Below are 23,286 nucleotides of genomic sequence, written 5' to 3' on the forward strand. Positions count from 1 at the left end.
TGATGTCTCGACACTATTGGTTGACTAATCTCAAAGGTGTTGGACCAATTCAGGCTAAGGGAGAATGCGAGCGGGCAATAGCGACAATTCTGCAAATTTTTTCATGGGGCGATCGGGATCGCAGTATGACATCGCCAAATCGCTTAAAAATATTCACATTCTCGATATGAAAATTTTTTCATCAGCAAAGTAGAGCGCGATCACAAAATGGACAAAAAGCTTAAAGTGAGCGAAATCGCGGCGCGTACCGGGCTGTCGGTCAGCACGGTATCGCGGGTGCTGGCGGGGAAAGCGAACACCAGCGCCAGGGCCCGCCAGAGGGTACTGGAGTGCGCCCGCGAGCTGGGCGTGATGGAGGGTATCGCCGCCGGGCGAATGCTGCTCAACAACCTCGTGGTATTCGCGCCCCAGCGCGCTTTCGATGAGCGTACGGATATTTACTACTATCGGGTGATTCAAAGCATCAATAGCGCCCTTATGCCGCACGAGGTGCACCTGCGCTACTGCGCGCTGGAAGAGAATGACAGCGATGCCAATTTGTTTTTGCAGCGCATGCATGAAGCCTCGACCCAGGCCGCTATTTTACTGGGTATCGACGATCCGCATATTCACGATCTGGCGGCCGATCTGGCGAAGCCCTGCGTGATGATCAACTGCCACGACGCGGGAATGCGCTTACCCTCCGTCGCGCCGGATCATCGGCTGATCGGCCAGTTCGCCGCCCGCTACCTGTTTGAGATGGGGCATCAGGCGATCATGAACGTGATGTGCCTGCGCCGCTATACCATGGAGCTGCGTCTGCTGGGGATCAAGCAGGCGTGGCGCGCGCGGAATTTGAGCTTTGCCGAAAGCAGGGATCTCATTGATGTGGCCAATTTCAGCGCCCGCGATACCGAGGAAAAAGTAGGGGAGTGGCTGGATCAGCGCGGCGACGGCCCGCTGCCGACGGCATTTCTGGTGGGCGGTGATTTTATGGCGGCAGGCACGATCGCCGCCTTACAAAAACGCGGTTTGCGCGTCCCGCAGGACATTTCCGTCATGAGTATCGACGGTTTTAACCTGGCGGCGATTCAGGATGTACCGCTAACCGCCGTCCACGTCCCGCGCGATGAATTAGGGGTTGAAGCGGTGCATTTGCTACAGCAAAGACTGATCCGTCCCGATGCGCCGCACGGCGCGTTACTCTTGCATGGCACGCTGGCGGTACGCGATTCGGTGCGGCGGATACGCGCCGGTAACCGCCGTACCGCCGTTGAAGCGAAGGGGCTATATGACGATTAATCAACCATTCCCAGCGCGCGCTTACCGTGGATATTTAAATCATCCAGCGTGAAACGTCCTTCCCAGCTGGCTTCATAATCTTCGCGCGGGAAGTCGCCCGGCGAAGCGCCGCGCGCCAGCGCGACTTTGACCTTCTGCGCGTAGGCGAGGTTTTTCTCACACATTGGCGCGGCGGGAATATACATCACGTTGCCCCAGCCCTGCTGATTTTCCACCGGCGCGACCGAGTGGATCACGTCGCAGTGCCACCATACCGAATCGCCCGCGTTAAGCGCCGGAATAGAGCTTAAAGCTTTGATCAGCAGCGGATGCCATTTTTCCGAAATCGGCAGCACCTTACCCGGCGCGACGCCGCACAGTTCATCATCCGGGACATCATCGAGCAGCGGACGCAGCAGCACGTACGCCATCGCTTCCGGGATCGGCACCACGTGCAGCAGACCCTGATCGGGGATCATATCGGAGAGCGCGGTCCACCCCTGGAAGGTGCGGAACACCGAGCATTTGGTGGTATTGTCGACCGTATACTCTTCGACTTCGGTACGGTGCGCCGCGTCCCACGGGTCGTAAGCATCAATATTGCCATTAAACACGTCGGCAAACACTTTCTGATAGGCCGGCAGCAGCCAGCGCTCCAGGGCGCCGGAGTCGGTATGCGCGCCCAGACCTTTCGAGGTGGTTCCCGGCGGGCGGCGGCGAATGCGGTCCGGGTAGATGACGCTCACGTCCGGGTTAAACCACTGTTTCCCGTCGCGGTTAAACGTCCACAGGCGGTTGAGGAACGACTGCACGGCGGCCATTTCGTCGCTCTGGCGCGCCTGCATCTGCGCCTGGGACCAGTAAATCGGATAGATTTCCGGCCGCGACGCCTCCAGCGAGCCAAAAAAGGTATCGCCCGGGCCTCTGTAGACATCATCAAAATGGTTGCGGTCGAGATAGTCGAGCATCGAGTTATCCCACGCCAGCGCCCGTTCGCGAGAAAAATGGCCTTTGATGACCGCGCAGCCGCGACGCTTGATGAGCTCGCGCTGGGCCTCCGTGACCTGGCCACGCGCAATCGCCTCGAACGGGATTGTCGGCCAAACGTCCTGAGCGCTGGCCTTGAGGGCGTCAATCTCTTCCAGACGCGCGGCGATACGCGCCGTCAGCCGATCGAACACCGCCTGTACGTCGCCAATTTGCGCCCGCAGCTCCCGCTTGATCTGGCGGATAGCCGCTTTAGGGTCGGCAGGTAAAGTTTCACTGGTATGGGTAACAGCCATGATGACCTCTCATCTTTCATTCGAAAGTAATAAATCTTACATATGATAATTTAAGTTAAAATTAAGTTAATGCAAGTTTAAAATTATGCAGAGGCGCACAAAACGGGAAGCCGGGGCGGTCAACCCCGGCGCGGCGTTACTGGTTGAAGGGGGCGGCGTGGTCGAGGACGGCCTGAATGACGTTCAGCGCGCCGTCGTGGTTATTATCATCGGTGGCAAAACGCGACACCGCCTTGATGCTGTCGGCGGCGTTGGCCATCGCGAAAGAGTATTTCACCAGCTTGAGCATTTCCGTATCGTTAGCGCTGTCGCCAATGGCCACGCACGCCTGCGGCGAGATGCTCCAGCGCTTCAGCAGGCGGCTGATGCCGTTGGCTTTATGCAGGCCGGGGATAATTAAATCGACGAAGCCGAAGCCGCTGGTGACCGGCTTCATGATGCCGTCCAGCGAGACGTGCAGTTTATCGATAAGCTGCGGGATTTCGCTATCCGGCAGGTTAAGCGAAAACTTGAACAGCTTATCGTCAATATCATGATAGCTGCTAATGCGCTGCAGGCGATGGTAGTGCTTTGACATCAGGGTGACGAACGCCTCGGGCGCGCGGTCGCTGACATAGGCGCTTTCGAGGCCGCAGGCGACGAAGTTGAGCTGCGGGTCTTTCAGCAGTTCGCCAATGACGACCTGGGATTCATGACGGGTCAGTTCGCCGTGGAACAGCTGTTGACCGTGTTCGTAAACCAGCGCGCCGTTCTCGGCGACAAAGGAGATGCGGTCGCGGATTTCCGGGAAAAAAGAGATCAGCTGGTAGTACTGGTTGCCGCTGGCGACAACGAATTCAATACCCTGCTGTTGCAGTTGCGCGAACTGCGCAAGAAAACGCGAGCGGTCATACTGCTTGGCGTCATTGAGAAAAGTTCCGTCCATATCGGTGACGATAACTTTAACGGTCATAACACATGCTCCTGGCTTAACTTCGACCAGTAACATTCTAATTACAATGTGATGGGGAGCACAAATTTATTTCGAATGAAAGTTGGCGTTCACCGATGTGCAGGAGAAAACCCCGGGTTGCGACGTAAACGCCTTACCCGGGGCAGTGGCCCGCAAACGGCTTCGAACCTGTAGCCCGGCTAAGCGCAGCGCAAGCCGGGGGACGTTATTTACAGCGTATGCTCGGTACGGGCGATAATATCGTCCTGAGCATCCGGCGACAGGGCGGTAAAGAACGCCGAGTAACCGGCCACGCGGACCACTAAATCGCGATACTGGTCAGGGTGTTTCTTCGCTTCAAGCAGCGTCTCGCGCGACACGATGTTGTACTGAATATGCCAGCCTTTATGCACCTCGAAGAAGGTGCGCAGCAGCACCATCAGTTTCTGCTTATCGGATTCATTCTCCAGCGTGGCCGGGTTCAGCTTCTGGTTAAGCAACACGCCGCCAAGAATCGAACCGGTCGGCAGTTTGCCCACCGAGCTGATGACCGCGGTCGGCCCGAGATGGTCGGTACCGGAGGCCGGGCTGGCCCCTTCCGCCAGCGGCGAGTGCGCCTTACGGCCATCTGGGGTCGCCATGGTCTGCGCGCCAAACGGCACATTGGCGGAAATGGACGAGGTGCCGGCGTAGTAGTTACCGCCGATCGGGCCGCGGCCGTAGCGTGGGTTATGATACAGCTTCAGCTCATCGATATAGGTCTGGTAGGCGCGAGCCAGCAGCATATCCACGCTGTCCTCATCGTTGCCGTATTTCGGCGCGCCGTTGATTAAGCGCTGGCGCAGCTGCTCGTGGGTCAGGCCTTCGAAGTCTTCAGCCAGCGCCTTTGCCAGCGCCTGCTGACCAATAACGCCCTGATCGAACACCAGCTTCTTCACCGCCGCCAGGCTGTTGCCGAGGTTAGCGATGCCGACCTGCAGACCGGAAACCCAGTCATATTTCGCGCCGCCCTGCTTAATGCTCTTCGCGCGCTCGATGCAGTCATCCACCAGCGCCGAGCAGAGAATATCGTGTACGTTCTCTTCCAGCATGGTGTCGACGACGTACTCAATCTCGATAGATTTGCGCGTGTAGTAGCGGATCTGCGTATCCCAGTCGGCCAGCACCTGCTCGAAGTTGTCGAAGTTGCCTTTCGACAGGGCGTGCTCCTGCGGCAGGAAGACCTGACCGCTGGTGGCGTCGCGGCCGCCTTCCAGGGTCGCCAGCATGACGCGGGCGAAGTTGATAAAGCTCATCCCGGTGCAGCGATAGCCCCATTTGCCGCCGACGGCGGTTTCGATGCAGCCGATAGCGGCATAGTCGTACGCGTCCTGCGGCTCAATACCGAGTTTGATAAATTCAGGAATAACGATTTCGTCGTTATTGAACGCCGGCATGCCGAAGCCGCAGCGGATCACCTGCACGCAGGCGTCGAGGAAGTCGTTGCTCATGCCCGCGTGATAGCGCACGCTGAGGTTAGGCTGTGTCGAGCGCAGGCGACCGCAGGATTCAAGGATGGCGTAGGAGAGCGGGTTCACCGCGTCCTGCGCGTTGCCGTCCACCAGATTCTGGCCGCCGATGGTGACGTTCTGGTACAGCGGGCTACCGGCGGAGGCCTTCGAGTGCGAGCCGGAGCGAATTTTATTCACCTCCAGCAGCTTCAGCCAGCAGCAGTGCAGCAGCTCGATGGCGTGTTCGCGATCCAATGATTGTGCCAGCTCAACGTCGCGGCGGTAGTAAGGGTAGAGATACTGATCCATGCGGCCGAAAGAGACCGAGTGGCCGTTGGATTCGATCTGCAGAATCAGCTGGATGAAATAGCACAGCTGCAGCGCCTGCCAGAAGGTCTTCGGCGGCTCGTGGGCGATGATATCGCAGTTTTCGGCTATCACCAGCAGCTCGTCGCGGCGGGCTTCGCGGCTCTCCGTCGCGGCCATGCTGCGCGCCAGCCCGGCGTAGCGCTTACAGTGTTCGCTGACCGCTTCCAGCACGATATCAATGGCTTTGAGGAACTGCTCGCCGTGCAGATCTTCCAGCACGGTCAGGTTAATGCGTGAACGGCGTTCGGCGACTTTCGCCCGCATGCCGTCGAGGCCTTTTTCCAGCAGCAGCGGATAGTTGACCGCAAGGTGAGCATCGCCGGAGGTCATATTGCCTTCCGCTTTGATAATGCCGGTCGCCAGCAGCGCTTTTTGCTCGTCGGTAAACATGCCGTAGCAGCGATCCTGCACGGTTTGACCGCGCCACCACGGGCACACTTCGTGGAGCACGCGTTTATTCTCTTCGCTAACGGCAAACCCGGCACCGGGGCGATCGGCGAGGTCGTCGATCTCTTTTTCGATCCAGCTAACGGTGTATTCCGGGAAGATAGGCGCCGCGCGAACTTCGCTGGCCTGGTTGCCGACGATCAGTTCATCGTGCTTAATCCAGATCGTGCGTTCCGCCAGGTGATGGGCCAGCGCCAGCGCGCGGCGTACCGGGATCGGTTTATCCAGGTGCTGTTGATAGGCTTCGGTATAGTGCTGGGCGCGCTCGGTACAGACCGGCGGCTTGACGATATGCACCAGCGCCATTTTATGCGCCTGAATGCGCGGGCTCAGAGTATCCAGTTTCAACGTTGTCATAAGGTTATCCTCGTAGAGTCGCCGTTAAACCTTTGCTCTGAGCATAGCGCTGCGCGAAGGCGAGCAGCTCGGGTGCAGCAAGCGGTTTATCCGGTGCGGTATAGGGCTGACTGAGTAATTGGTATTTATTCATTCCTAACGTGTGGTACGGCAGGAAGTGGATCTCGCCAACCTTTAAGCGGTCAGCGGCAAAATCGGTAATGGCGGCAATATCGCTTTCGTTGGCGTTAAAGCCCTGGATCAGCGGCACGCGAATGATAATTTTCTTTCCGGCCTGCGCGACGCGCTGCAGGTTATCCAGCACCCGGCGGGCGCTGCCGTCCGTCCACTGCTGGAAAATCGCTTCGTTGACGTGCTTGAGGTCGGCGAGAAACAGGTCGATAAACGGCAAAGAGGGCTCGACGTATTTCCACGGCACGTGCAGGCAGGTTTCGACCGCGGTGTGGATCCCCGCGTTGTGGCTGGCCTCAAACAGCTGGCGGGCCAGCTCGGGATTCATAAACGGCTCGCCGCCGGAGAGCGTGACGCCGCCGCCGCTGCGCTCGTAAAACGGTTGGTCGCGCAGCACCGTGGCCATAATCTCTTCGACGCTCTTCTCTTCGCCGCACACCGTTAATGCGGTGGTCGGGCAGCAGTCGCGCAGTTTGCCAATATACGCATCGGTGAGTTTTTCGCGGTGGATAATCAGGCCGTCCAGCTTGCGGGTAATCACCTCCGGCGCGGCCTGCTGGCAGAGGTCGCAGCCGTCCAGGCACAGGCGCGCGTCATACAGCAAATCCGCCGTGCGGGCGCGGCTTTCCGGGTTCTGGCACCAGCGGCAGCCCAGCGAACACCCTTTGAGGAAGACGACAGTGCGGATCCCCGGGCCGTCATGGGTTGAATAACGCTGAATGTTGAAGATCATAATTCACCCTCTAATTTGCATATGAAGATTAAATTACTTTCGAATGAAAGTTGTATTGATATAAATCAACAAGCATAGCGAGGGGGGAAAACGGAGGCGAAAAAGTCGCGGCGGGTCACAAAACATCCGGCGGCGGTACCGCCGGAAAGGGGTTAGGGCGTACCGCACACCTCGCAGTGAGGGTTACGCGGCAGCGTCATTTCGCGGAACTGACAGCGCATGGCGTCGTACATGACGATTTTGCCGGTCGCCGGGCTGCCGTAGCGGGCGAGTAGCTTAATCGCCTCCATCGCCTGTAGTGAACCAATGATGCCAACCAGCGGCGCCATGACGCCGGCCTCGACGCAGGTGAGGGCGTTGTCGCCAAACAGGCGGCTCAGGCAGCGGTAGCAGGGTTCATCTTCCTGATACGTAAAGACGCTGATTTGTCCCTCCATGCGAATCGCCGCGCCGGAGACCAGCGGCGTTTTATGGCGGAAACATCCGGCGTTGAGCTGGTTACGGATCGCGACGTTGTCGGTACAGTCGAGCACCAGATCGTGGGCGGCGATTTGCGCCGCCAGCGCCGCGTCTTCCAGCCGTGCGTTGAGCGTCGTGAGCTGAACGTGGGGATTCATCCGCGCCAGCGCGCCGCGGGCGGAGTCGACCTTCGGCTGGCCGATGGTGGCGTCGCTGTGCAGGGTCTGGCGCTGAAGGTTGGAGAGCGACACGGTATCGAAATCGAGCAGGGTAAGCTGGCCGACGCCTGCCGCCGCCAGATACTGCGCGGCGGCGCAGCCCAGCCCGCCGAGGCCGACGACCAGCACGCGCGAGGCTTTCAGCTGCTCCTGACCGTCAAAATCGAAATCGCGAAGAATAATCTGCCGGTTATAGCGCAGCATCTCCGCATCGCTCAGCTCCACGCCCATTACAGCCCTCCGAACAGATGATTAAACGGCTCGACTTCCACCCATTCGCCGGCTTCCACGTTGCCGCGCTCGCGCTCCAGCACGATAAAGCAGTTGCCGAGGCTGAATGAGCTAAAGATATGCGAGCCCTGGTGACCGGTGCTGTTTACCACCAGCTCGCCGTCCGGGCCGCGCTGCAGCACACCGCGTTGAAAATCGAGACGGCCCGGCGATTTTTTCAGATGGGTTGCGGCGCGCACGCGCAGGCGCATCGGCTGAGCCTGCCCGACGTTGCCGGACAGCTTCGCCAGCAGCGGCTGAACCAGCTGGTAGAAGGTCAGCGTGGCGGAAACCGGGTTACCCGGCAGGCCGCAGAACCAGCTATGGCCGAGCTTGCCGAAGGCGAAAGGTTTACCCGGCTTAATCGCCAGCTTCCAGAAGCCGATTTCCCCCAGCTCTTCGAGGATCGCTTTGGTGTAGTCCGCCTCGCCGACGGAAACGCCCCCGGAGCTTATCACCACGTCGGCCTGCTGGTCTGCCTGGATAAAGGCTTCGCGCAGTTTAGCCGGGTCGTCGGGAATAATGCCGAGGTTAATCACTTCGCAGCCCAGCTCCTGCAGCATCAGGTGTACCGCCAGGCGGTTGGTATCGTAAATTTGCCCGTCGGCCAGCGGCTGGCCCGGCAGCTGGAGCTCATCGCCGGTGGAGAACACCGCCACCCGCACTTTACGCACCACGTCAACCTCGGCAATGCCCAGCGAGGCGATGACCGGCAGCTCGGCGGCGGTCAGGCGGGTTCCCGCGGGGAAGACGACCGCGCCATGAGCGATATCTTCGCCGAGACGACGGATATTCTGCCCGTTTTTCACCGGGGCGATAAAGCGGATCCCATCATCGGTTTGTTCGGTCTGCTCCTGCATGACCACCGCGTCGCAGCCTTCCGGTACCGGCGCGCCGGTCATAATGCGGATACAGGCGCCCGCGGGCCAGACGCCGTTATAGGGTTGACCGGCGAAGGCCTTGCCCGCCACCGGCAGCGCTGCGCCGTCGGCGAGATCCGCCAGGCGTACGGCGTAGCCGTCCATCGCCGAGTTATCAAAACCGGGAACGTTGAGCGGTGAAACGAGATCATGGGCGGTCACCCGCGAAAAGGCCTGCAACAGCGGTACGGTTTCCGTCGCATTCAGCGGCGTAATACGAGTGAGCATCTGGGTCAGGGCTGTGTCGAGCGGCATCAGTCCGGCGGTAAAATCCATGGGTTTCTCCTGCGGGCAAACATCGAAAACGCCTATTATGGCAGAAAAGAGGGGCGGGCTATATGCCACCTGGGTACAAGCTTTACATCACCGTCCGCTCTTTCTATATTCAAAAATTGTATAGGACAGTCAGCACGATAATGATATTTATACACTTTATCGGTAAGGAACGGCGTAATGGGTAAGGCGGTTATAGCAATTCACGGCGGGGCCGGGGCGATTAGCCGCGCGCAGATGACGCCGGCGCGCGAGCGGGAGTACGTAACGGCGCTGTCGGCGATTGTCGATAGCGGACAAAAAATGCTGGCGGCCGGGGCCAGCGCGCTGGATGCGGTAACCGAAGCGGTCCGGCTGCTGGAGGAGTGCCCGTTATTTAACGCCGGTATTGGCTCGGTATTTACCCGCGATAGCCGCCATGAACTCGATGCCTGCGTGATGGATGGCTGCCGCTTGCAGGCCGGCGCCGTGGCGGGAGTTCAGCATTTACGTAATCCGGTGCTGGCGGCGCGCCTGGTGCTGGAACAGAGCCCGCATGTGCTGTTGATTGGCGAGGGGGCGGAAGCGTTTGCCGCTGCCCACGGTATGGAACGGGTCGATAACAGCCTGTTTTCGACCCCCGAGCGCTTGCTGCAGCTGCGTCAGGCGCAGGAGGGCGGCGATATCGTGCTCGACCACCACGCCGCGCCGCTGGATGAGCGGCACAAAATGGGCACCGTCGGCGCGGTTGCGCTGGATCTGGCGGGTAACCTCGCGGCGGCGACATCAACCGGCGGAATGACCAATAAGCTGCCGGGACGCGTCGGCGATAGCCCGCTGCCGGGGGCGGGCTGCTATGCCAATAACGCCAGCGTCGCCGTTTCCTGTACCGGCACCGGCGAAGTGTTTATGCGTACGCTGGCGGCTTACGATATTTCGGCGCTGGTGGAGTACAGCCATCTCAGCCTGCAAGAGGCCTGCGAAAGGGTGGTGATGGAGAAACTTCCCGCGCTGGGCGGCAGCGGCGGCCTGATCGCCGTCGACCGTGAAGGCAACGTGGCGCTGCCGTTTAATAGTGAAGGCATGTACCGGGCCTGGTGTTATGCGGGTGATACGCCCACGATTGGTATTTATCGCGAATAAGAGGAAAGGGCGTTGCCGCATAGTCAAGAAATCGATGCTAATGATGTTCTGCAGGTGCGCGGCCTGAACGTTACGTTTAGCCAGCAGCAGCAGGCTTTTTCCGCCGTTCGCGACCTGTCGTTTACCCTGCGGCGCGGCGAGACGCTGGCGATAGTCGGCGAGTCCGGCTCGGGCAAATCGGTAACGTCGCTGGCGCTGATGCGCCTGCTCGATCGGGCGGTCAGCGAAGTGCGCAGCGATGCGCTGCTGCTGCGTCGTCGCAACCGGCAGGTGATTGAGCTGAGCGAACAGTCTGACGCCGATATGCGCGGCGTGCGCGGCGCGGATATGGCGATGATCTTTCAGGAGCCGATGACCTCGCTGAATCCGGTCTTCACTATCGGTGAACAGATTGCCGAGTCGATTCGATTACATCAGGGCCTGAAGCATGATGAGGCCCTGCGCGAAGCGAAAAAAATGCTCGATCAGGTACGCATTCCGGAAGCGGAAGCCATGCTGTCGCGCTTTCCGCATCAGCTTTCCGGCGGGATGCGTCAGCGGGTGATGATCGCCATGGCGCTCTCCTGCCGCCCGGCGGTGCTGATTGCCGATGAACCGACGACCGCGCTGGATGTGACTATCCAGGCGCAAATTTTACAGCTGATCGCCGTTCTGCAAAAAGAGATGGCGATGGGCGTTATCTTTATTACCCACGATATGGGCGTGGTGGCCGATATCGCCGACCGTGTGCTGGTGATGTATCGCGGCGAAGCGGTGGAGACCGGCAGCGTGGAGGAGATTTTCCGCGCGCCGCAGCATCCCTATACCCAGGCGCTGCTGGCCGCGGTGCCCAGGTTGGGCGCGATGCGCGGCACCTCTCTGCCGCGCCGTTTCCCGCTGCTAAACCAAAGCCCGTCGCCGGAGGAGCAGAACACCGTTGTGGCCGGGGAACCGATCCTCAAAGTTCGCGATCTGGTGGCGCGCTTTCCGCTGCGTAGCGGTATTCTCAACCGCATTACCCGTGAAGTGCATGCGGTCGAAAAAGTCAGTTTTGATTTATGGCCCGGCGAAACCCTAAGCCTGGTGGGGGAGTCGGGCTGCGGTAAATCCACCACCGGACGGGCGCTGCTGCGTCTGGTGGAAACCCAGGGCGGCAGCATCACCTTCAACGGTCAGCGGATTGATACGCTGACGGGCGGTAAGCTTCAGGCGCTGCGCCGCGATATCCAGTTTATTTTCCAGGACCCTTACGCTTCCCTCGACCCGCGGCAAACGGTGGGCTATTCGATTATGGAGCCGCTGCGCGTGCACCGCCTGCTCGAGGGGGACGCCGCCCGCGAACGTGTCGCCTGGCTACTGGAACGCGTCGGACTGGAGCCGGAACATGCCTGGCGCTATCCGCACGAGTTTTCCGGCGGCCAGCGCCAGCGCATCTGTATTGCCCGCGCGCTGGCGCTCAATCCAAAAGTGGTGATTGCCGATGAATCGGTATCGGCGCTGGACGTGTCGATACGCGCGCAAATTATCAATCTGATGCTCGATTTGCAGCGCGAGATGGGCATCGCATTTCTGTTTATTTCCCATGACATGGCGGTGGTTGAGCGCATCAGCCACCGCGTGGCGGTGATGTATCGCGGGCGCATTGTCGAAATTGGCCCGCGCCGCGCGGTGTTTGAAAACCCGCAGCATCCCTATACCCGTAAACTGATGGCCGCCGTTCCGGTAGCCGACCCTACGCATCGTCGTCCGCAGCGCGTGCTGCTCTCCGACGAGCTGCCGGGTAATATCTTCAGACGGGGCGAAGAGGGGGTGAGTACGCCGTTACAGCAGGTGGGGCCGGGGCACTTTGTCGCCAGAGAGTCCGCCGCCGACGTGCTGGCACGATAACAACGACATCCATAATGCAGCATTTCAGGAGAACAACATGACTCAACGCGTTTCAGGCAAATGGCTGTTGGCGCTGGGCGTCGCTTCGGCGCTGGCAGCGACGCCGGCTTTTGCCGCAAAAGATGTGGTGGTGGCGGTCGGTTCTAACTTTACGACCCTCGACCCCTATGATGCTAACGACACGCTGTCGCAGGCGGTGGCGAAGTCTTTCTATCAGGGGCTGTTCGGCCTGGATAAAGAGATGAAACTGCATAACGTGCTGGCGGAAAGCTATACCGTTTCTCCGGACGGGCTGGTTTATACCATTAAGCTGCACCCGGGGGTGAAGTTCCAGGACGGTACCGAGTTTAATGCCGAAGCGGTCAAGGCCAACCTCGATCGCGCCAGCAATCCGGAAAATCATCTCAAGCGCTATAACCTGTATAAAAATATCGCCAGCACCGAGGCGGTTGACCCGACGACGGTGAAAATTACCCTCAAACAGCCTTTCTCGGCGTTTATTAATATCCTGGCCCACCCGGCAACGGCGATGATTTCTCCGGCGGCGCTGAAGAAATATGGTAAAGAGATTGGTTTCCATCCGGTCGGCACCGGTCCGTACCAGCTCGACACCTGGAATCAGACCGACTTCGTTAAAGTGAAGAAGTTCGCCGGTTACTGGCAGCCGGGGCTGCCGAAGCTGGACTCCATTACCTGGCGTCCGGTGGTGGATAACAATACCCGCGCGGCGATGCTGCAGACCGGCGAAGCGCAGTTTGCGTTCCCGATCCCCTACGAGCAGGCGCCGCTGCTGGAGAAAAACAGCAAGCTGGAGCTGGTGGCCAGCCCGTCGATCATGCAGCGCTATATCAGCATGAACGTGACGCAGAAGCCGTTCGATAACCCTAAAGTGCGCGAGGCGATTAACTACGCCATCAACCGTCAGGCGCTGGTGAAGGTGGCCTTTGCGGGCTATGCCACCCCGGCGACCGGCGTGGTGCCACCGTCTATTGCCTACGCTGAAAGCTACAGCGCCTGGCCGTACGATCCGGCCAAGGCCCGCGAGCTGCTGAAAGAGGCAGGCTATCCGAATGGATTTAGCACCACGCTGTGGTCGTCGCATAACCACAGTACGGCGCAGAAAGTGCTGCAGTTTACCCAGCAGCAGCTGGCGCAGGTGGGCATTAAGGCGCAGCTGACGGCGATGGATGCGGGCCAGCGCGCGGCGGAGGTGGAAGGTAAGGGGCAGAAAGAGAGCGGCGTACGCATGTTCTACACCGGCTGGTCGGCGTCGACCGGGGAAGCTGACTGGGCGCTGTCGCCGCTGTTCGCGTCGCAAAACTGGCCGCCGACCCTATTTAATACCGCTTTCTACAGCAATCCTCAGGTCGATAAAGATCTCAACGACGCGCTGAAAACCACCGATGCGCAGGAAAAAACGCGGCTGTATAAGGACGCGCAGGATACTATCTGGAAAGAGTCGCCGTGGGTGCCGCTGGTGGTCGAAAAACTGGTCTCAGCGCACAGTAAAAATCTGACCGGATTCTATATCCAGCCGGATACCGGATTTAGCTTTGAACAGGCGGATCTTAAGTAGATAGCTGTGGGTCCCCGGGCGCAGGCTGCGGGGATTTCACGCAAGGAGAAGCATGCTCAATTATGTGATTAAACGCCTGCTGGGGCTGATCCCCACGCTGCTGATTGTGGCGGTGCTGGTGTTTCTGTTCGTGCATATGCTGCCCGGGGACCCGGCGCGGCTGATTGCCGGGCCGGAAGCGGATGATCAGGTGGTGGGAATGGTGCGCCAGCAGTTGGGGCTCGATCGGCCGCTGCACGTGCAGTTCTGGCACTATATCAGCAATATTGTGCAGGGGGATTTCGGTACCTCGATGGCCTCGCGTCGCCCGGTAAGCAGCGAAATCGCCAGCCGTTTCATGCCCACGTTCTGGCTGACGCTCGCCAGCATGAGCTGGGCGGTAGTGTTCGGGATGGCGGCGGGGATCGTGGCGGCAGTCTGGCGCAACCGCTGGCCGGATCGCCTGGGGATGGCGCTGGCGGTGACCGGGATCTCGTTCCCGGCGTTCGCGCTCGGCATGCTGTTGATGCAGGTCTTTTCCGTTGAGCTGGGCTGGCTGCCGACGGTGGGCGCCGACAGCTGGCGCCACTATATTCTGCCTTCGCTGACCCTGGGTGCGGCGGTGGCGGCGGTGATGGCGCGCTTTACCCGCGCCTCGTTCGTCGATGTCCTGCATGAAGATTACATGCGTACCGCGCGGGCGAAAGGCGTCAGCGAAACGCTGGTGGTGCTCAAGCACGGCCTGCGCAACGCGATGATCCCGGTGGTGACCATGATGGGGCTGCAGTTCGGCTTTTTGCTCGGTGGTTCAATCGTGGTGGAGAAGGTCTTTAACTGGCCAGGCCTCGGGCGTCTGCTGGTGGACTCGGTGGAGATGCGCGATTACCCGGTGATTCAGGCGGAAGTCCTCCTGTTTTCGCTGGAGTTTATTCTTATTAATTTAGTGGTGGACGTGCTGTATGCCGCCATTAATCCAGCTATCAGGTACAAGTAAGGTGCGATTGCTCAACTGGAGAAGACAAGCGGTTATCAACGCGATGCCGGGGATTAAACCCGGGCAGATACGTACCCCATGGCACGAGTTCTGGCGGCGGTTTCGCCGTCAGCCGGTGGCGATGGGGGCGGGGATATTTGTCCTGCTGCTGATCGCGGTGGCGATCGTAGCGCCGTGGATTGCGCCGTTCGATGCGGAAAACTATTTTGATTACGACCGGCTCAACGACGGCCCGTCAATGATGCACTGGTTCGGCGTTGATTCCCTGGGGCGGGATATCTTCAGTCGGGTGCTGGTGGGGGCGCAGATCTCGCTGGCCGCCGGGGTACTCGCGGTATTCATCGGCGCGGCCATCGGCACGGTGCTTGGGCTACTGGCCGGATACTACGAAGGCTGGTGGGACCGCATTATTATGCGTATCTGTGACGTGCTGTTCGCTTTCCCGGGGATTTTGCTGGCAATTGCGGTGGTGGCGGTAATGGGAAGCGGAATGTCGAACGTGATTATCGCGGTGGCGATCTTTTCGATCCCGGCATTTGCACGTCTGGTGCGCGGCAATACTCTGGTGCTTAAGCAGCAGACCTTTATTGAGTCGGCGCGCAGCATTGGCGCCAGCGATGCTAACATCCTGTTTAATCACATCTTGCCCGGCACGGTATCGTCGATTGTGGTCTACTTTACGATGCGCATCGGCGTGTCGATTATCTCCGCCGCCAGCCTGTCATTTCTGGGGCTTGGCGCGCAGCCGCCGACGCCGGAGTGGGGGGCGATGCTCAACGAAGCGCGGGCGGATATGGTGATGGCGCCGCACGTGGCGCTGTTCCCGGCAATCGCGATTTTCCTGACGGTGCTGGCGTTTAACCTGCTGGGTGACGGCCTGCGCGATGCGCTGGATCCGAGGATAAAAGGGTAGGGGCGTGATTCCCCGGCTGCGCTGACCGGGGCTACGGATTCACCACCGTATGCGGTTTAGTAGCCCGGACAGGTGCGCAGCACCGCCTCCGGGAAAGCACTCCGCACGTTAATCCTGTGCGGTTTTGTCGCCCGGATAAGGCGCGAGAGCGCCGTCATCCGGGATACGGTCAGCGGGCGAAATTAAACCCGGCTGCCCCATAGATCGTATTCGTCGGCGTGTTCGACTTTCACCCGCACAACGTCGCCCGGTTTGACTTTACTCTCACCGTTAAGGTAGACCGCGCCGTCGATTTCCGGCGCATCGGCCATGCTGCGGCCAATTGCCCCTTCTTCATCCACTTCGTCGATCAGCACCAAAATTTCGCGACCGACTTTCTCCTGCAAGCGCTCGGCGGAGATCTGCTGCTGCAGCTGCATAAAGCGGTTCCAGCGCTCTTCTTTCACCTCTTCCGGCACCTGATCCGCCAGTTCGTTGGCGGTTGCGCCTTCTACCGGGCTGTATTTGAAGCAGCCGACGCGGTCGAGGCGGGCTTCTTTCAGGAAGTCGAGCAGCATCTGGAAATCGTCTTCCGTTTCGCCCGGGAAGCCGACGATAAAGGTCGAACGCAGGGTGAGTTCGGGACAAACTTCACGCCACTGCTTGATGCGCGCCAGCTGGCGGTCAGCGGAGCCCGGGCGTTTCATCATTTTGAGAATACGCGGGCTGGCGTGCTGCAGCGGAATATCGAGATAAGGCAGAATTTTGCCTTCCGCCATCAGCGGGATTACATCATCAACGTGCGGGTACGGATAGACGTAGTGCAGGCGCACCCAGATACCGAGCTTCGCCAGCTCTTCGCACAGGCTAACCATGCTGGTTTTGACCGGCATGCCGTTGTGGAAGCCGCTGCGATGTTTGACATCAACGCCGTAGGCGGAGGTGTCCTGAGAGATCACCAGCAGCTCTTTGACCCCGGCATCGGCCAGGCGTTTGGCTTCCGCCAGCACTTCGCCAATCGGACGGCTGACCAGATCGCCGCGCATGGACGGGATGATGCAGAAGGTGCAGCGATGGTTGCAGCCTTCGGAAATTTTTAAGTAAGCGTAATGACGGGGCGTCAGCTTCACGCCCTGTTCCGGCACCAGGCTGAGGAACGGGTTGTGTTTAGGCTTCGGCGCGTAGTGGTGGACGTGTTCCAGCACCTGTTCATAGCTGTGCGGGCCGGTAATTTCCAGCACCTTCGGATGCACTTCGCGGATCTGATCTTCTTTTGCGCCCAGGCAGCCGGTGACGATCACTTTGCCGTTTTCTTTCAACGCTTCGCCAATCGCTTCCAGCGACTCCTGCACGGCGCTATCGATAAAGCCGCAGGTGTTAACGATAACCATATCAGCGTTATCGTAGGAGGGAACCACGTCATATCCTTCGGTGCGCAGTTCAGTCAGGATACGTTCTGAGTCCACGAGATTTTTCGGGCAGCCCAGAGAGACAAAGCCGATTTTCGGCTGAGGGGTGACATTGCTCATAGCTTAAAAAGTGTTCAATTATTGGGATGGTCAGGGCAGGGATTCTACAGAGATCGGCGGAAAGTTTATACTCCTTTTCATGTTAGCCCGGCGATATCTGTGTTTCTTTTTATCGGCATGATTATCCAGATTGTTAATCAAAATAAGGGGGTTATTCAGCCATTATCTCGGCAATCGGGGGACGTCGGTTTAGATCTGGTTTAACCTGAAGCGGTAAAATAGCCGCTGCTTTTAGTCTTTATTTTTTATCAGGTTTCCCATGTTTAAAAAGTTGGGTGGTTTCGTCTGCGCGCTGGCCATGATCGGCGCGACGCCCGTTTATGCCAACGAGATGGCGTTATATTCGGTCAATACCGGTTCATTTGTTTATCACATGACCGGTAATCACGGTCAATATAACGAAAAATTCAATAACCAGTTTTTTTCCGTTGAGCGCAAGCTGTCTGCGGATTCAAAGTACAGCGCGTTGGTCGGGACCATGAAGAATAGTTTTGCCGACCGCTGCCTCTCTCTGGGGGCGCGAAGAGACTGGTACGCGGGGGCAAGCGGCTGGACGTTCAAGGGCGTCTATGCCTATACCGGCGAGTTCTTCTTTAAAGCCTTTCGCGATTGCGGCGATTCAGGCACCTATCGAACGGCGAAGAAACTCACCGGCGTCGGTTTCTCTCCCTATATTTATCATGGCCTGCAGTACAATTTTACCGATTATTTCGGCGTCGAAACGGGCATTATCGTCCCGGCCATATTTGTGATGAGCGTGCAGTGGAGCTTCCGCTAATTCGCCCGAAAGAGGCTTCCGGGCGAATTTTGATTAATGGCTTTGCGCAACGCCAGCGCCTGGCGCAGCCCCCGGCGCGGTCGGTTCTCTATTATCGCGAAGCGTAAATACCGAGATTAGCGTAAACAGCCCGGCGATGCCGCCCAGAATATAATAGGTATGCGCAAAGCCGATGGTGTCGTACAAATACCCGGCCAGCGGCGAGTAAATGGCGGTGGCGATAGAGGCGACGAACAGCACCAGCAGGTAGACCGTCGAGGAGAGCTTGTTGTCGAAGTTGGCGGCGATAAATTTAAACACCGACACTAAAATCAGCGGTTTTTCCAGCGCATGCATCATTTTTACCGCGCCGATCCACACCGGACCCAGCGGAATCGCGGAGCCGACGATACGCACCGACATGATCAGCCCGGCGATGATCAGCGCCCATTTCGCGCCGGTGCGGTTTACGAACCACGGCATCAGGCATAAAAACAGGGTCTCGCCGCATACCTGAATGGAGGCCAGAATGCCGTACCAGCGATTGCCTTCTTCCGGCGTCGAAAACTGCAGAGAAAAGTACTGGGCGAACTGCTGATCGTAGGTGTCATAGATTTGCGTGACGAAAAGGGTGAAGACCAGCAGCATCCAGAACTGGCCGTTCTTCGCCAGCTCCAGGGCGTGCGAAACTTTCAGCGCGCTGCTTTTTTGCATTTCCGCTTCGGTCAGTTCGATTTTGGTCAGCATAAAGCAGATCGCCGCGATAACGATGGCGACGCTGGCCAGCCAGAAGGCGAGGTTTGGATTGCTGTCGATATATTTGCCGACGATCCACGCGGCGGCGGCCCAGCCTAACGATCCCCACATCCTGACCCGGCCGTATTCGAACTGGTAGCGCCGCGAAATTTTATCAATATACGAATCGATAACTCCGCAGCCGGAGTTGAAAATAATCCCCAGGTATACCCCGCCAAGCAGCGCGCCCAGCCAGAAGCTGTGCACCAGCAGCGGCGCATACAAATAAATAAAGAACGGGCCTACCGGCAGCAGCATGGCGACCAGGATCCAGATCAGCCGTTTTTTCAGGCCGAACTTATCGGAAATAAAGCCGAAGAAGGGCTGCATCAGCAGGGCGATAAAGGCGTTGACCGAGTAGAGCAGACCGGTTTTGGTTGCGCTAATCCCGAGATGCTGAGTGGTCCAGATAACGAAGAACGCCATGGTCGAGGACCAGGCGAAGAGGTAGAGGAAATCGAAAAGACTCAACAAGATATAGTTTCTTTTGCCGGGCGTAATCATTTCAGTTCCTTCAAGCGGTAGCGGTAAAGGTTACAAACAGGATCGATCTGCTTGCTGCTCTTATTGGATGTTATACGTAATACATTTTATGAAATGATATGACACCTGGCGGAATTTTATGGCAATGTGAATTGCGCTAATATGTGATCATTACTGCAATAAATAATTTTATTATCGTGAGTTGAAAGGTTTTTATTTTTGAGAGCGTATAACATTTTTTACTTTTGGTCGTTGAGATCGCCGAAGAGGATTTTAATCGCCGTTGTAACATTGTAAAGGATGTTAATGACCTGAGAATTATTGATCTGCCTCATCGTTTTGTACAAAAAATGACCATATTATGGTTGTGGTAAAGGACGACAGAGGAGGAACCGCGATGAGCGTTGACAGACTGTATCGTAACCTGATGAATAAGCTGATTAATGCCAACATTGATCTCGACGCTTATTTGCAGCTGCGTAAAGCAAAAGGCTATATGTCAGTCAGCGAAAACGACCATCTACGTGATAACTTGTTTGAACTGTGCCATGAAATGCATCAACACGCGCCGCGCCTGCAGCACGCCGTCGCGCCGGAGGAGAAGGAAGCCCTGCGGCTGGCCGGCGAGGCCGTCGCTTCCGCGGCGGTCTGCCTGTTGAGCGGACATCATGACTGCCCGTCCTACATCGCTGTCGACGTAGATAAGCTGGAAAGCTGTCTGGCGGTATTGCGGCTAAATATTCATAAATTGAATGATTCTCAGCCCATTACGCACGCCTGAAATCGGGGGGAGCCTGCTCCCCCCGATTAATGTTATGTAAAAATCCCTTCCCGCTTTCCCACGCTGGCTACCCTTATCAGCATTGCTGACAAAAGGAGTATGCCATGCGCCAGACCATTAACCTGATCGCCCTTACCGCGCTGCTGTTGCCAACGGCAAGCCTTGCCGCCCAGGAGCGCGTAGAGGTGTTGCAGAACCAGCTTGAACACCCGTGGGCGCTGGCCTTTCTTCCCGACGACCGGGGGATTCTGATGACCCTGCGCGGCGGCGAGCTCCGTCTGTGGCAGCGGGATAAAGGCCTCGCGCCTGCGATTTCGGGCGTGCCGCAGGTCTGGGCCAACGGGCAGGGCGGTCTGCTGGACGTGGCGCTGGCTCCGGATTTCGCCCAGTCGCGCCGGGTCTGGCTGAGCTACGCCGAAGGCGGGAGTGACGGCAAGGCCGGGACCGCCGTGGGCTACGGCCGACTGAGCGATGACCTCCAGCGCCTGGAAAATTTCCAGGTGGTTTTCCGCCAGCAGCCGAAGCTCTCAACCGGCAATCATTTTGGCGGACGGCTGGTGTTCGACGGCCGCGGTTATCTGTTTATTGGACTCGGGGAGAATAACCAGCGTTCGACCGCTCAGGATCTCGATAAGCTGCAGGGAAAAGTGGTGCGGCTAACGGCTGATGGCAAGGTCCCGGACGATAATCCTTTTGTCGGCCAGGCCGGCGTCAGACCGGAAATCTGGTCTTACGGTATTCGCAACCCCCAGGGGATGGCGATGAACCCGTGGAGCGATACGCTGTGGTTAAATGAGCACGGGCCGCGAGGCGGGGATGAGATCAATATTCCGCAAAAAGGCAAAAACTACGGCTGGCCGCTGGCGACGCACGGCATTAACTACAGCGGCTTGCCGATCCCGGAGGCCAAAGGCAAAACGGCGGAAGGAACCGAAGCGCCGCTGTTTGTCTGGGAAAAATCGCCGGCGGTGAGCGGTATGGCGTTTTACGACGCGCAGACTTTTCCGCAGTGGCGGCACCGGCTGTTTATCGGCGCGCTGAAGGATAAATCGCTGATTGTTCTCAAGGTTGACGGCGATAACGTCACGGAACAGGAGCGGATTCTGGGCGATCGCGGAAAACGTATCCGCGATGTGCGCGTTGGACCCGATGGTTATCTGTATGTGCTAACCGACGAATCCAACGGCGAGCTGCTGAAGGTGAGCCCGGCGGGCTAATATCAGGTGACCGGAATCATCACCACGTTGCGCCAGGCCTGGCGCTGGTTAATCTGCTGATACCAGCGCTGCAGGTGCGGGCGCGGTTGCCAGGTTTTAACGATCTCCAGCAGGTTATAAATGAACGGCGCGACGGCGATGTCGCCGAGGCCGAAGGCGTTGCCTGAGAGCCACTGATGACGCGACAGTTCATCATCCAGAATGGCGAACAGCGTCTCGCAGGCGGCAATACCGGCTTCAATCGCGGCGGGGTCGCGTTTTTTCGGTGGGGTTCTCACCAGCCCCATTAACACCGGCCGATGGGCAGGCGAGAGCGAACCGTTGGCCCAGTCCATCCATTTTTCCCCCTGAGCGCGCTCGGCGGGCGACTCCACCCACAGGCGATTTTGACCGTACTGCGCGGCCAGATAGCGGATAATGGTGTTTGATTCCCAGAGCACGAGATCGGTCGTCTCATCTTTCAATAACGGTACCAGGCCATTGGGATTCATGGCCAGATAGTCCGCATCGTGATTCAGACCGAACTCCAGACCGGCCAGAATTTGCTGATACGGGAGGTCGAGTTCTTCCAGCACCCAGCGCACTTTCTTCACATTGGTCGAGTTATTTCTGCCCCACAGCGTAATCATATCCGCTCCTGCTTTTTATTAAGCCGCCGTTGCGGCGTAGTGAGCATTCATGTTGGAATAAAGTTAATATTTAGGCAACCGCGATCAAAAAAATTGCTCTGTTTGCAGCACCGGGCGAGGTTATTGCGTAAACTTTAAAAACTTTACCAACTCGCTGTTTCTTTAAGGTCATTTGTACGCTTTACTCACCGGCTGCTGCGGCGCCGAACGAGTGTAGCGGCATATTTTTGTTTGGAAAGGATACTTGGGTGGCTCTTATGACGCATGATGCTTTTTCCCTTCGCGGCCTCGCGGCAGGCTGCGCGCTTTTATTTCTCGTTGCGCCTGCGGTGCAGGCTGCAGAACAACTCCCCGATGCGCCATCCATTGACGCGCGAGCCTGGATCCTGATGGACTATGCCAGCGGCAAAGTGCTCAGCGAAGGCAATGCCGATGAAAAACTCGATCCGGCGAGCCTGACCAAAATCATGACCAGCTATGTTGTCGGCCAGGCGTTAAAGGCGGGTAAGATTAAGTCGACCGATATGGTGACTATCGGGCGCGACGCGTGGGCAACCGGTAACCCGGCGCTGCGCGGCTCATCGGTGATGTTCCTTAAGCCAGGAATGCAGGTGTCGGTCGAAGATCTTAACAAGGGCGTTATCATTCAATCCGGCAACGACGCCAGCATCGCGATCGCCGACTACGTGGCGGGCAGCCAGGACGCGTTTGTCAGCCTGATGAACGGCTATGCGCAGAAAATGGGCCTGACCAACACCACCTTTATGACCGTGCACGGTCTGGATGCGCCAGGTCAGTTTAGTACCGCCCGCGATATGGCGCTGCTCACCAAAGCGATGATCCATGACGTGCCGGAAGAGTATGCGATCCATAAAGAAAAAGAGTTCACCTTCAACAAAATCCGTCAGCCGAACCGCAACCGTCTGCTGTGGAGCACGAATCTCAACGCTGACGGCGTGAAAACCGGGACCACCGCCGGGGCGGGCTACAATCTGGTTTCTTCCGCGACGCAAAACGATATGCGCCTGATTGCCGTCGTGCTCGGCACCAAAACTGACCGTATCCGTTTTAACGAATCAGAAAAACTGCTGACCTGGGGCTTCCGTTTCTATGAAACCGTGACGCCGATTAAACCCGATGCCACCTTTATTACCCAGCGCGTCTGGTTTGGCGATAGCAGCGAAGCGAAGCTGGGGGCGGGCGAGGCCGGCTCCATCACGCTGCCGAAAGGCCAGCTGAAAAACCTCAAGGCCAGCTACACCCTGAATGATACGCAGCTGACCGCGCCGTTGACCAAAGGGCAGGTGGTCGGCACCATCGACTTCAAGCTTAATGATAAAACCATTGAGCAGCGGCCGCTGATTGTGATGGAAGCGGTAAACGAAGGCGGTTTCTTTAGCCGGATGATCGATTTCGTGCTGATGAAATTGCACGGCTGGTTCGGCGGTTGGTTCTCTTAAAATGCAGGCCGCGCCCTGCGGGGCG

General features: G+C 58.1%; 19 protein-coding genes. 10 read left to right on the forward strand and 9 right to left on the reverse strand.

Going from position 1 to position 23,286, the window contains the following annotated elements:
• Window positions 1-207 precede the first annotated feature (207 nt).
• Entirely contained in the window at window positions 208-1,281 is a 1,074-nt protein-coding gene (locus tag CMQ96_RS15135) for a LacI family DNA-binding transcriptional regulator (protein WP_049085980.1), read from the forward strand.
• Here CMQ96_RS15135 and CMQ96_RS15140 read toward each other — a convergent pair.
• From CMQ96_RS15140 to moeA, 6 genes are all read right to left on the reverse strand, one after another.
• On the reverse strand, window positions 1,278-2,543 hold the full coding sequence (locus CMQ96_RS15140; protein WP_004135162.1) for a DUF1479 domain-containing protein: 1,266 nt from the start codon (window positions 2,541-2,543) through the stop codon (window positions 1,278-1,280). The genes CMQ96_RS15135 and CMQ96_RS15140 overlap by 4 nt on opposite strands.
• A 136-nt stretch (window positions 2,544-2,679) precedes the next feature.
• Entirely contained in the window at window positions 2,680-3,495 is an 816-nt protein-coding gene (locus CMQ96_RS15145) for a Cof-type HAD-IIB family hydrolase (RefSeq protein WP_004135161.1), read from the reverse strand.
• Between the two features lie 209 nt (window positions 3,496-3,704).
• Window positions 3,705-6,137, reverse strand: coding sequence for a formate C-acetyltransferase/glycerol dehydratase family glycyl radical enzyme (locus CMQ96_RS15150; RefSeq protein ID WP_049131729.1), 2,433 nt, complete (start codon window positions 6,135-6,137; stop codon window positions 3,705-3,707).
• 4 nt (window positions 6,138-6,141) lie between these two features.
• Window positions 6,142-7,041 carry a glycyl-radical enzyme activating protein gene (locus tag CMQ96_RS15155; protein ID WP_024360114.1) on the reverse strand — a complete coding sequence of 300 codons (900 nt, stop codon included), beginning with the start codon at window positions 7,039-7,041 and terminating at the stop codon, window positions 6,142-6,144.
• Between the two features lie 152 nt (window positions 7,042-7,193).
• Window positions 7,194-7,949, reverse strand: a complete 756-nt coding sequence (moeB, locus tag CMQ96_RS15160; protein ID WP_004135152.1) for a molybdopterin-synthase adenylyltransferase MoeB — start codon at window positions 7,947-7,949, stop codon at window positions 7,194-7,196.
• Entirely contained in the window at window positions 7,949-9,184 is a 1,236-nt protein-coding gene (moeA, locus tag CMQ96_RS15165) for a molybdopterin molybdotransferase MoeA (protein ID WP_004135145.1), read from the reverse strand. The genes moeB and moeA overlap by 1 nt, the downstream gene beginning before the upstream one ends.
• A gap of 177 nt (window positions 9,185-9,361) precedes the next feature.
• Here moeA and iaaA point away from each other — a divergent pair, with 177 nt between their 5' ends.
• The 5 genes from iaaA to gsiD are packed head-to-tail and all read left to right on the forward strand — an operon-like array spanning window position 9,362 to window position 15,631.
• Complete coding sequence (gene iaaA / locus CMQ96_RS15170; RefSeq protein ID WP_004135143.1) at window positions 9,362-10,303, forward strand: beta-aspartyl-peptidase; 942 nt, start codon at window positions 9,362-9,364, stop codon at window positions 10,301-10,303.
• Between the two features lie 12 nt (window positions 10,304-10,315).
• On the forward strand, window positions 10,316-12,169 hold the full coding sequence (gsiA, locus tag CMQ96_RS15175) for a glutathione ABC transporter ATP-binding protein GsiA (RefSeq protein WP_024360112.1): 1,854 nt from the start codon (window positions 10,316-10,318) through the stop codon (window positions 12,167-12,169).
• A 37-nt stretch (window positions 12,170-12,206) separates the two neighbouring features.
• Window positions 12,207-13,745 (forward strand): glutathione ABC transporter substrate-binding protein GsiB, encoded by a 1,539-nt coding sequence (gene gsiB / locus CMQ96_RS15180; protein ID WP_004135142.1) that lies wholly within the window; start codon window positions 12,207-12,209, stop codon window positions 13,743-13,745.
• Between the two features lie 52 nt (window positions 13,746-13,797).
• Window positions 13,798-14,718 (forward strand): glutathione ABC transporter permease GsiC, encoded by a 921-nt coding sequence (gene gsiC, locus CMQ96_RS15185; protein WP_098066990.1) that lies wholly within the window; start codon window positions 13,798-13,800, stop codon window positions 14,716-14,718.
• A gap of 1 nt (window position 14,719) precedes the next feature.
• A complete protein-coding gene (gsiD, locus tag CMQ96_RS15190; protein ID WP_004135139.1) occupies window positions 14,720-15,631 on the forward strand; it encodes a glutathione ABC transporter permease GsiD in 912 nt (303 codons plus the stop codon).
• A 182-nt stretch (window positions 15,632-15,813) separates the two neighbouring features.
• Here the strand turns inward: gsiD and rimO are convergent, their stop codons facing one another.
• Complete coding sequence (gene rimO, locus CMQ96_RS15195) at window positions 15,814-17,139, reverse strand: 30S ribosomal protein S12 methylthiotransferase RimO (RefSeq protein ID WP_046877863.1); 1,326 nt, start codon at window positions 17,137-17,139, stop codon at window positions 15,814-15,816.
• 298 nt (window positions 17,140-17,437) lie between these two features.
• Between rimO and CMQ96_RS15200 the strand changes: the two genes are divergently transcribed.
• Window positions 17,438-17,917: a hypothetical protein gene (locus CMQ96_RS15200; protein WP_172397461.1), complete on the forward strand. Its 480-nt coding sequence runs from the start codon at window positions 17,438-17,440 to the stop codon at window positions 17,915-17,917.
• Between the two features lie 33 nt (window positions 17,918-17,950).
• Here the strand turns inward: CMQ96_RS15200 and CMQ96_RS15205 are convergent, their stop codons facing one another.
• Window positions 17,951-19,192, reverse strand: coding sequence for an oligosaccharide MFS transporter (locus tag CMQ96_RS15205; RefSeq protein ID WP_024360110.1), 1,242 nt, complete (start codon window positions 19,190-19,192; stop codon window positions 17,951-17,953).
• A gap of 379 nt (window positions 19,193-19,571) precedes the next feature.
• Here CMQ96_RS15205 and bssR point away from each other — a divergent pair, with 379 nt between their 5' ends.
• Window positions 19,572-19,955: a biofilm formation regulator BssR gene (gene bssR / locus CMQ96_RS15210; protein WP_004135130.1), complete on the forward strand. Its 384-nt coding sequence runs from the start codon at window positions 19,572-19,574 to the stop codon at window positions 19,953-19,955.
• A gap of 104 nt (window positions 19,956-20,059) precedes the next feature.
• Complete coding sequence (locus tag CMQ96_RS15215) at window positions 20,060-21,172, forward strand: PQQ-dependent sugar dehydrogenase (RefSeq protein WP_098066991.1); 1,113 nt, start codon at window positions 20,060-20,062, stop codon at window positions 21,170-21,172.
• A gap of 2 nt (window positions 21,173-21,174) precedes the next feature.
• Here the strand turns inward: CMQ96_RS15215 and CMQ96_RS15220 are convergent, their stop codons facing one another.
• Entirely contained in the window at window positions 21,175-21,801 is a 627-nt protein-coding gene (locus CMQ96_RS15220; protein ID WP_098066992.1) for a glutathione S-transferase family protein, read from the reverse strand.
• A 257-nt stretch (window positions 21,802-22,058) separates the two neighbouring features.
• On the opposite strand from CMQ96_RS15220, the gene dacC reads away from it, so the two are divergent.
• A complete protein-coding gene (gene dacC, locus CMQ96_RS15225) occupies window positions 22,059-23,261 on the forward strand; it encodes a serine-type D-Ala-D-Ala carboxypeptidase (protein ID WP_029669928.1) in 1,203 nt (400 codons plus the stop codon).
• The last annotated feature ends 25 nt before the right edge of the window (window positions 23,262-23,286 follow it).

Origin of the sequence: Klebsiella sp. MBT K-1, from assembly GCF_002556465.1 — a bacterium.
Lineage (GTDB): Bacteria > Pseudomonadota > Gammaproteobacteria > Enterobacterales > Enterobacteriaceae > Klebsiella > Klebsiella grimontii.

What these genes read in the sequence shown, in the direction of transcription:
- CMQ96_RS15145 (WP_004135161.1), bottom strand. Translation starts at nt 3,495, where the DNA reads ATGACCGTTAAAGTTATCGTCACCGATATGGACGGAACTTTTCTCAAT.
- CMQ96_RS15135 (WP_049085980.1), top strand. Translation starts at nt 208, where the DNA reads ATGGACAAAAAGCTTAAAGTGAGCGAAATCGCGGCGCGTACCGGGCTG.
- CMQ96_RS15155 (WP_024360114.1), bottom strand. Translation starts at nt 7,041, where the DNA reads ATGATCTTCAACATTCAGCGTTATTCAACCCATGACGGCCCGGGGATC.
- bssR (WP_004135130.1), top strand. Translation starts at nt 19,572, where the DNA reads ATGAGCGTTGACAGACTGTATCGTAACCTGATGAATAAGCTGATTAAT.
- moeA (WP_004135145.1), bottom strand. Translation starts at nt 9,184, where the DNA reads ATGGATTTTACCGCCGGACTGATGCCGCTCGACACAGCCCTGACCCAG.
- moeB (WP_004135152.1), bottom strand. Translation starts at nt 7,949, where the DNA reads ATGGGCGTGGAGCTGAGCGATGCGGAGATGCTGCGCTATAACCGGCAG.
- CMQ96_RS15220 (WP_098066992.1), bottom strand. Translation starts at nt 21,801, where the DNA reads ATGATTACGCTGTGGGGCAGAAATAACTCGACCAATGTGAAGAAAGTG.
- dacC (WP_029669928.1), top strand. Translation starts at nt 22,059, where the DNA reads ATGACGCATGATGCTTTTTCCCTTCGCGGCCTCGCGGCAGGCTGCGCG.
- rimO (WP_046877863.1), bottom strand. Translation starts at nt 17,139, where the DNA reads ATGAGCAATGTCACCCCTCAGCCGAAAATCGGCTTTGTCTCTCTGGGC.
- CMQ96_RS15215 (WP_098066991.1), top strand. Translation starts at nt 20,060, where the DNA reads ATGCGCCAGACCATTAACCTGATCGCCCTTACCGCGCTGCTGTTGCCA.
- CMQ96_RS15150 (WP_049131729.1), bottom strand. Translation starts at nt 6,137, where the DNA reads ATGACAACGTTGAAACTGGATACTCTGAGCCCGCGCATTCAGGCGCAT.
- CMQ96_RS15140 (WP_004135162.1), bottom strand. Translation starts at nt 2,543, where the DNA reads ATGGCTGTTACCCATACCAGTGAAACTTTACCTGCCGACCCTAAAGCG.
- CMQ96_RS15200 (WP_172397461.1), top strand. Translation starts at nt 17,438, where the DNA reads ATGATCGGCGCGACGCCCGTTTATGCCAACGAGATGGCGTTATATTCG.
- gsiB (WP_004135142.1), top strand. Translation starts at nt 12,207, where the DNA reads ATGACTCAACGCGTTTCAGGCAAATGGCTGTTGGCGCTGGGCGTCGCT.
- iaaA (WP_004135143.1), top strand. Translation starts at nt 9,362, where the DNA reads ATGGGTAAGGCGGTTATAGCAATTCACGGCGGGGCCGGGGCGATTAGC.
- gsiC (WP_098066990.1), top strand. Translation starts at nt 13,798, where the DNA reads ATGCTCAATTATGTGATTAAACGCCTGCTGGGGCTGATCCCCACGCTG.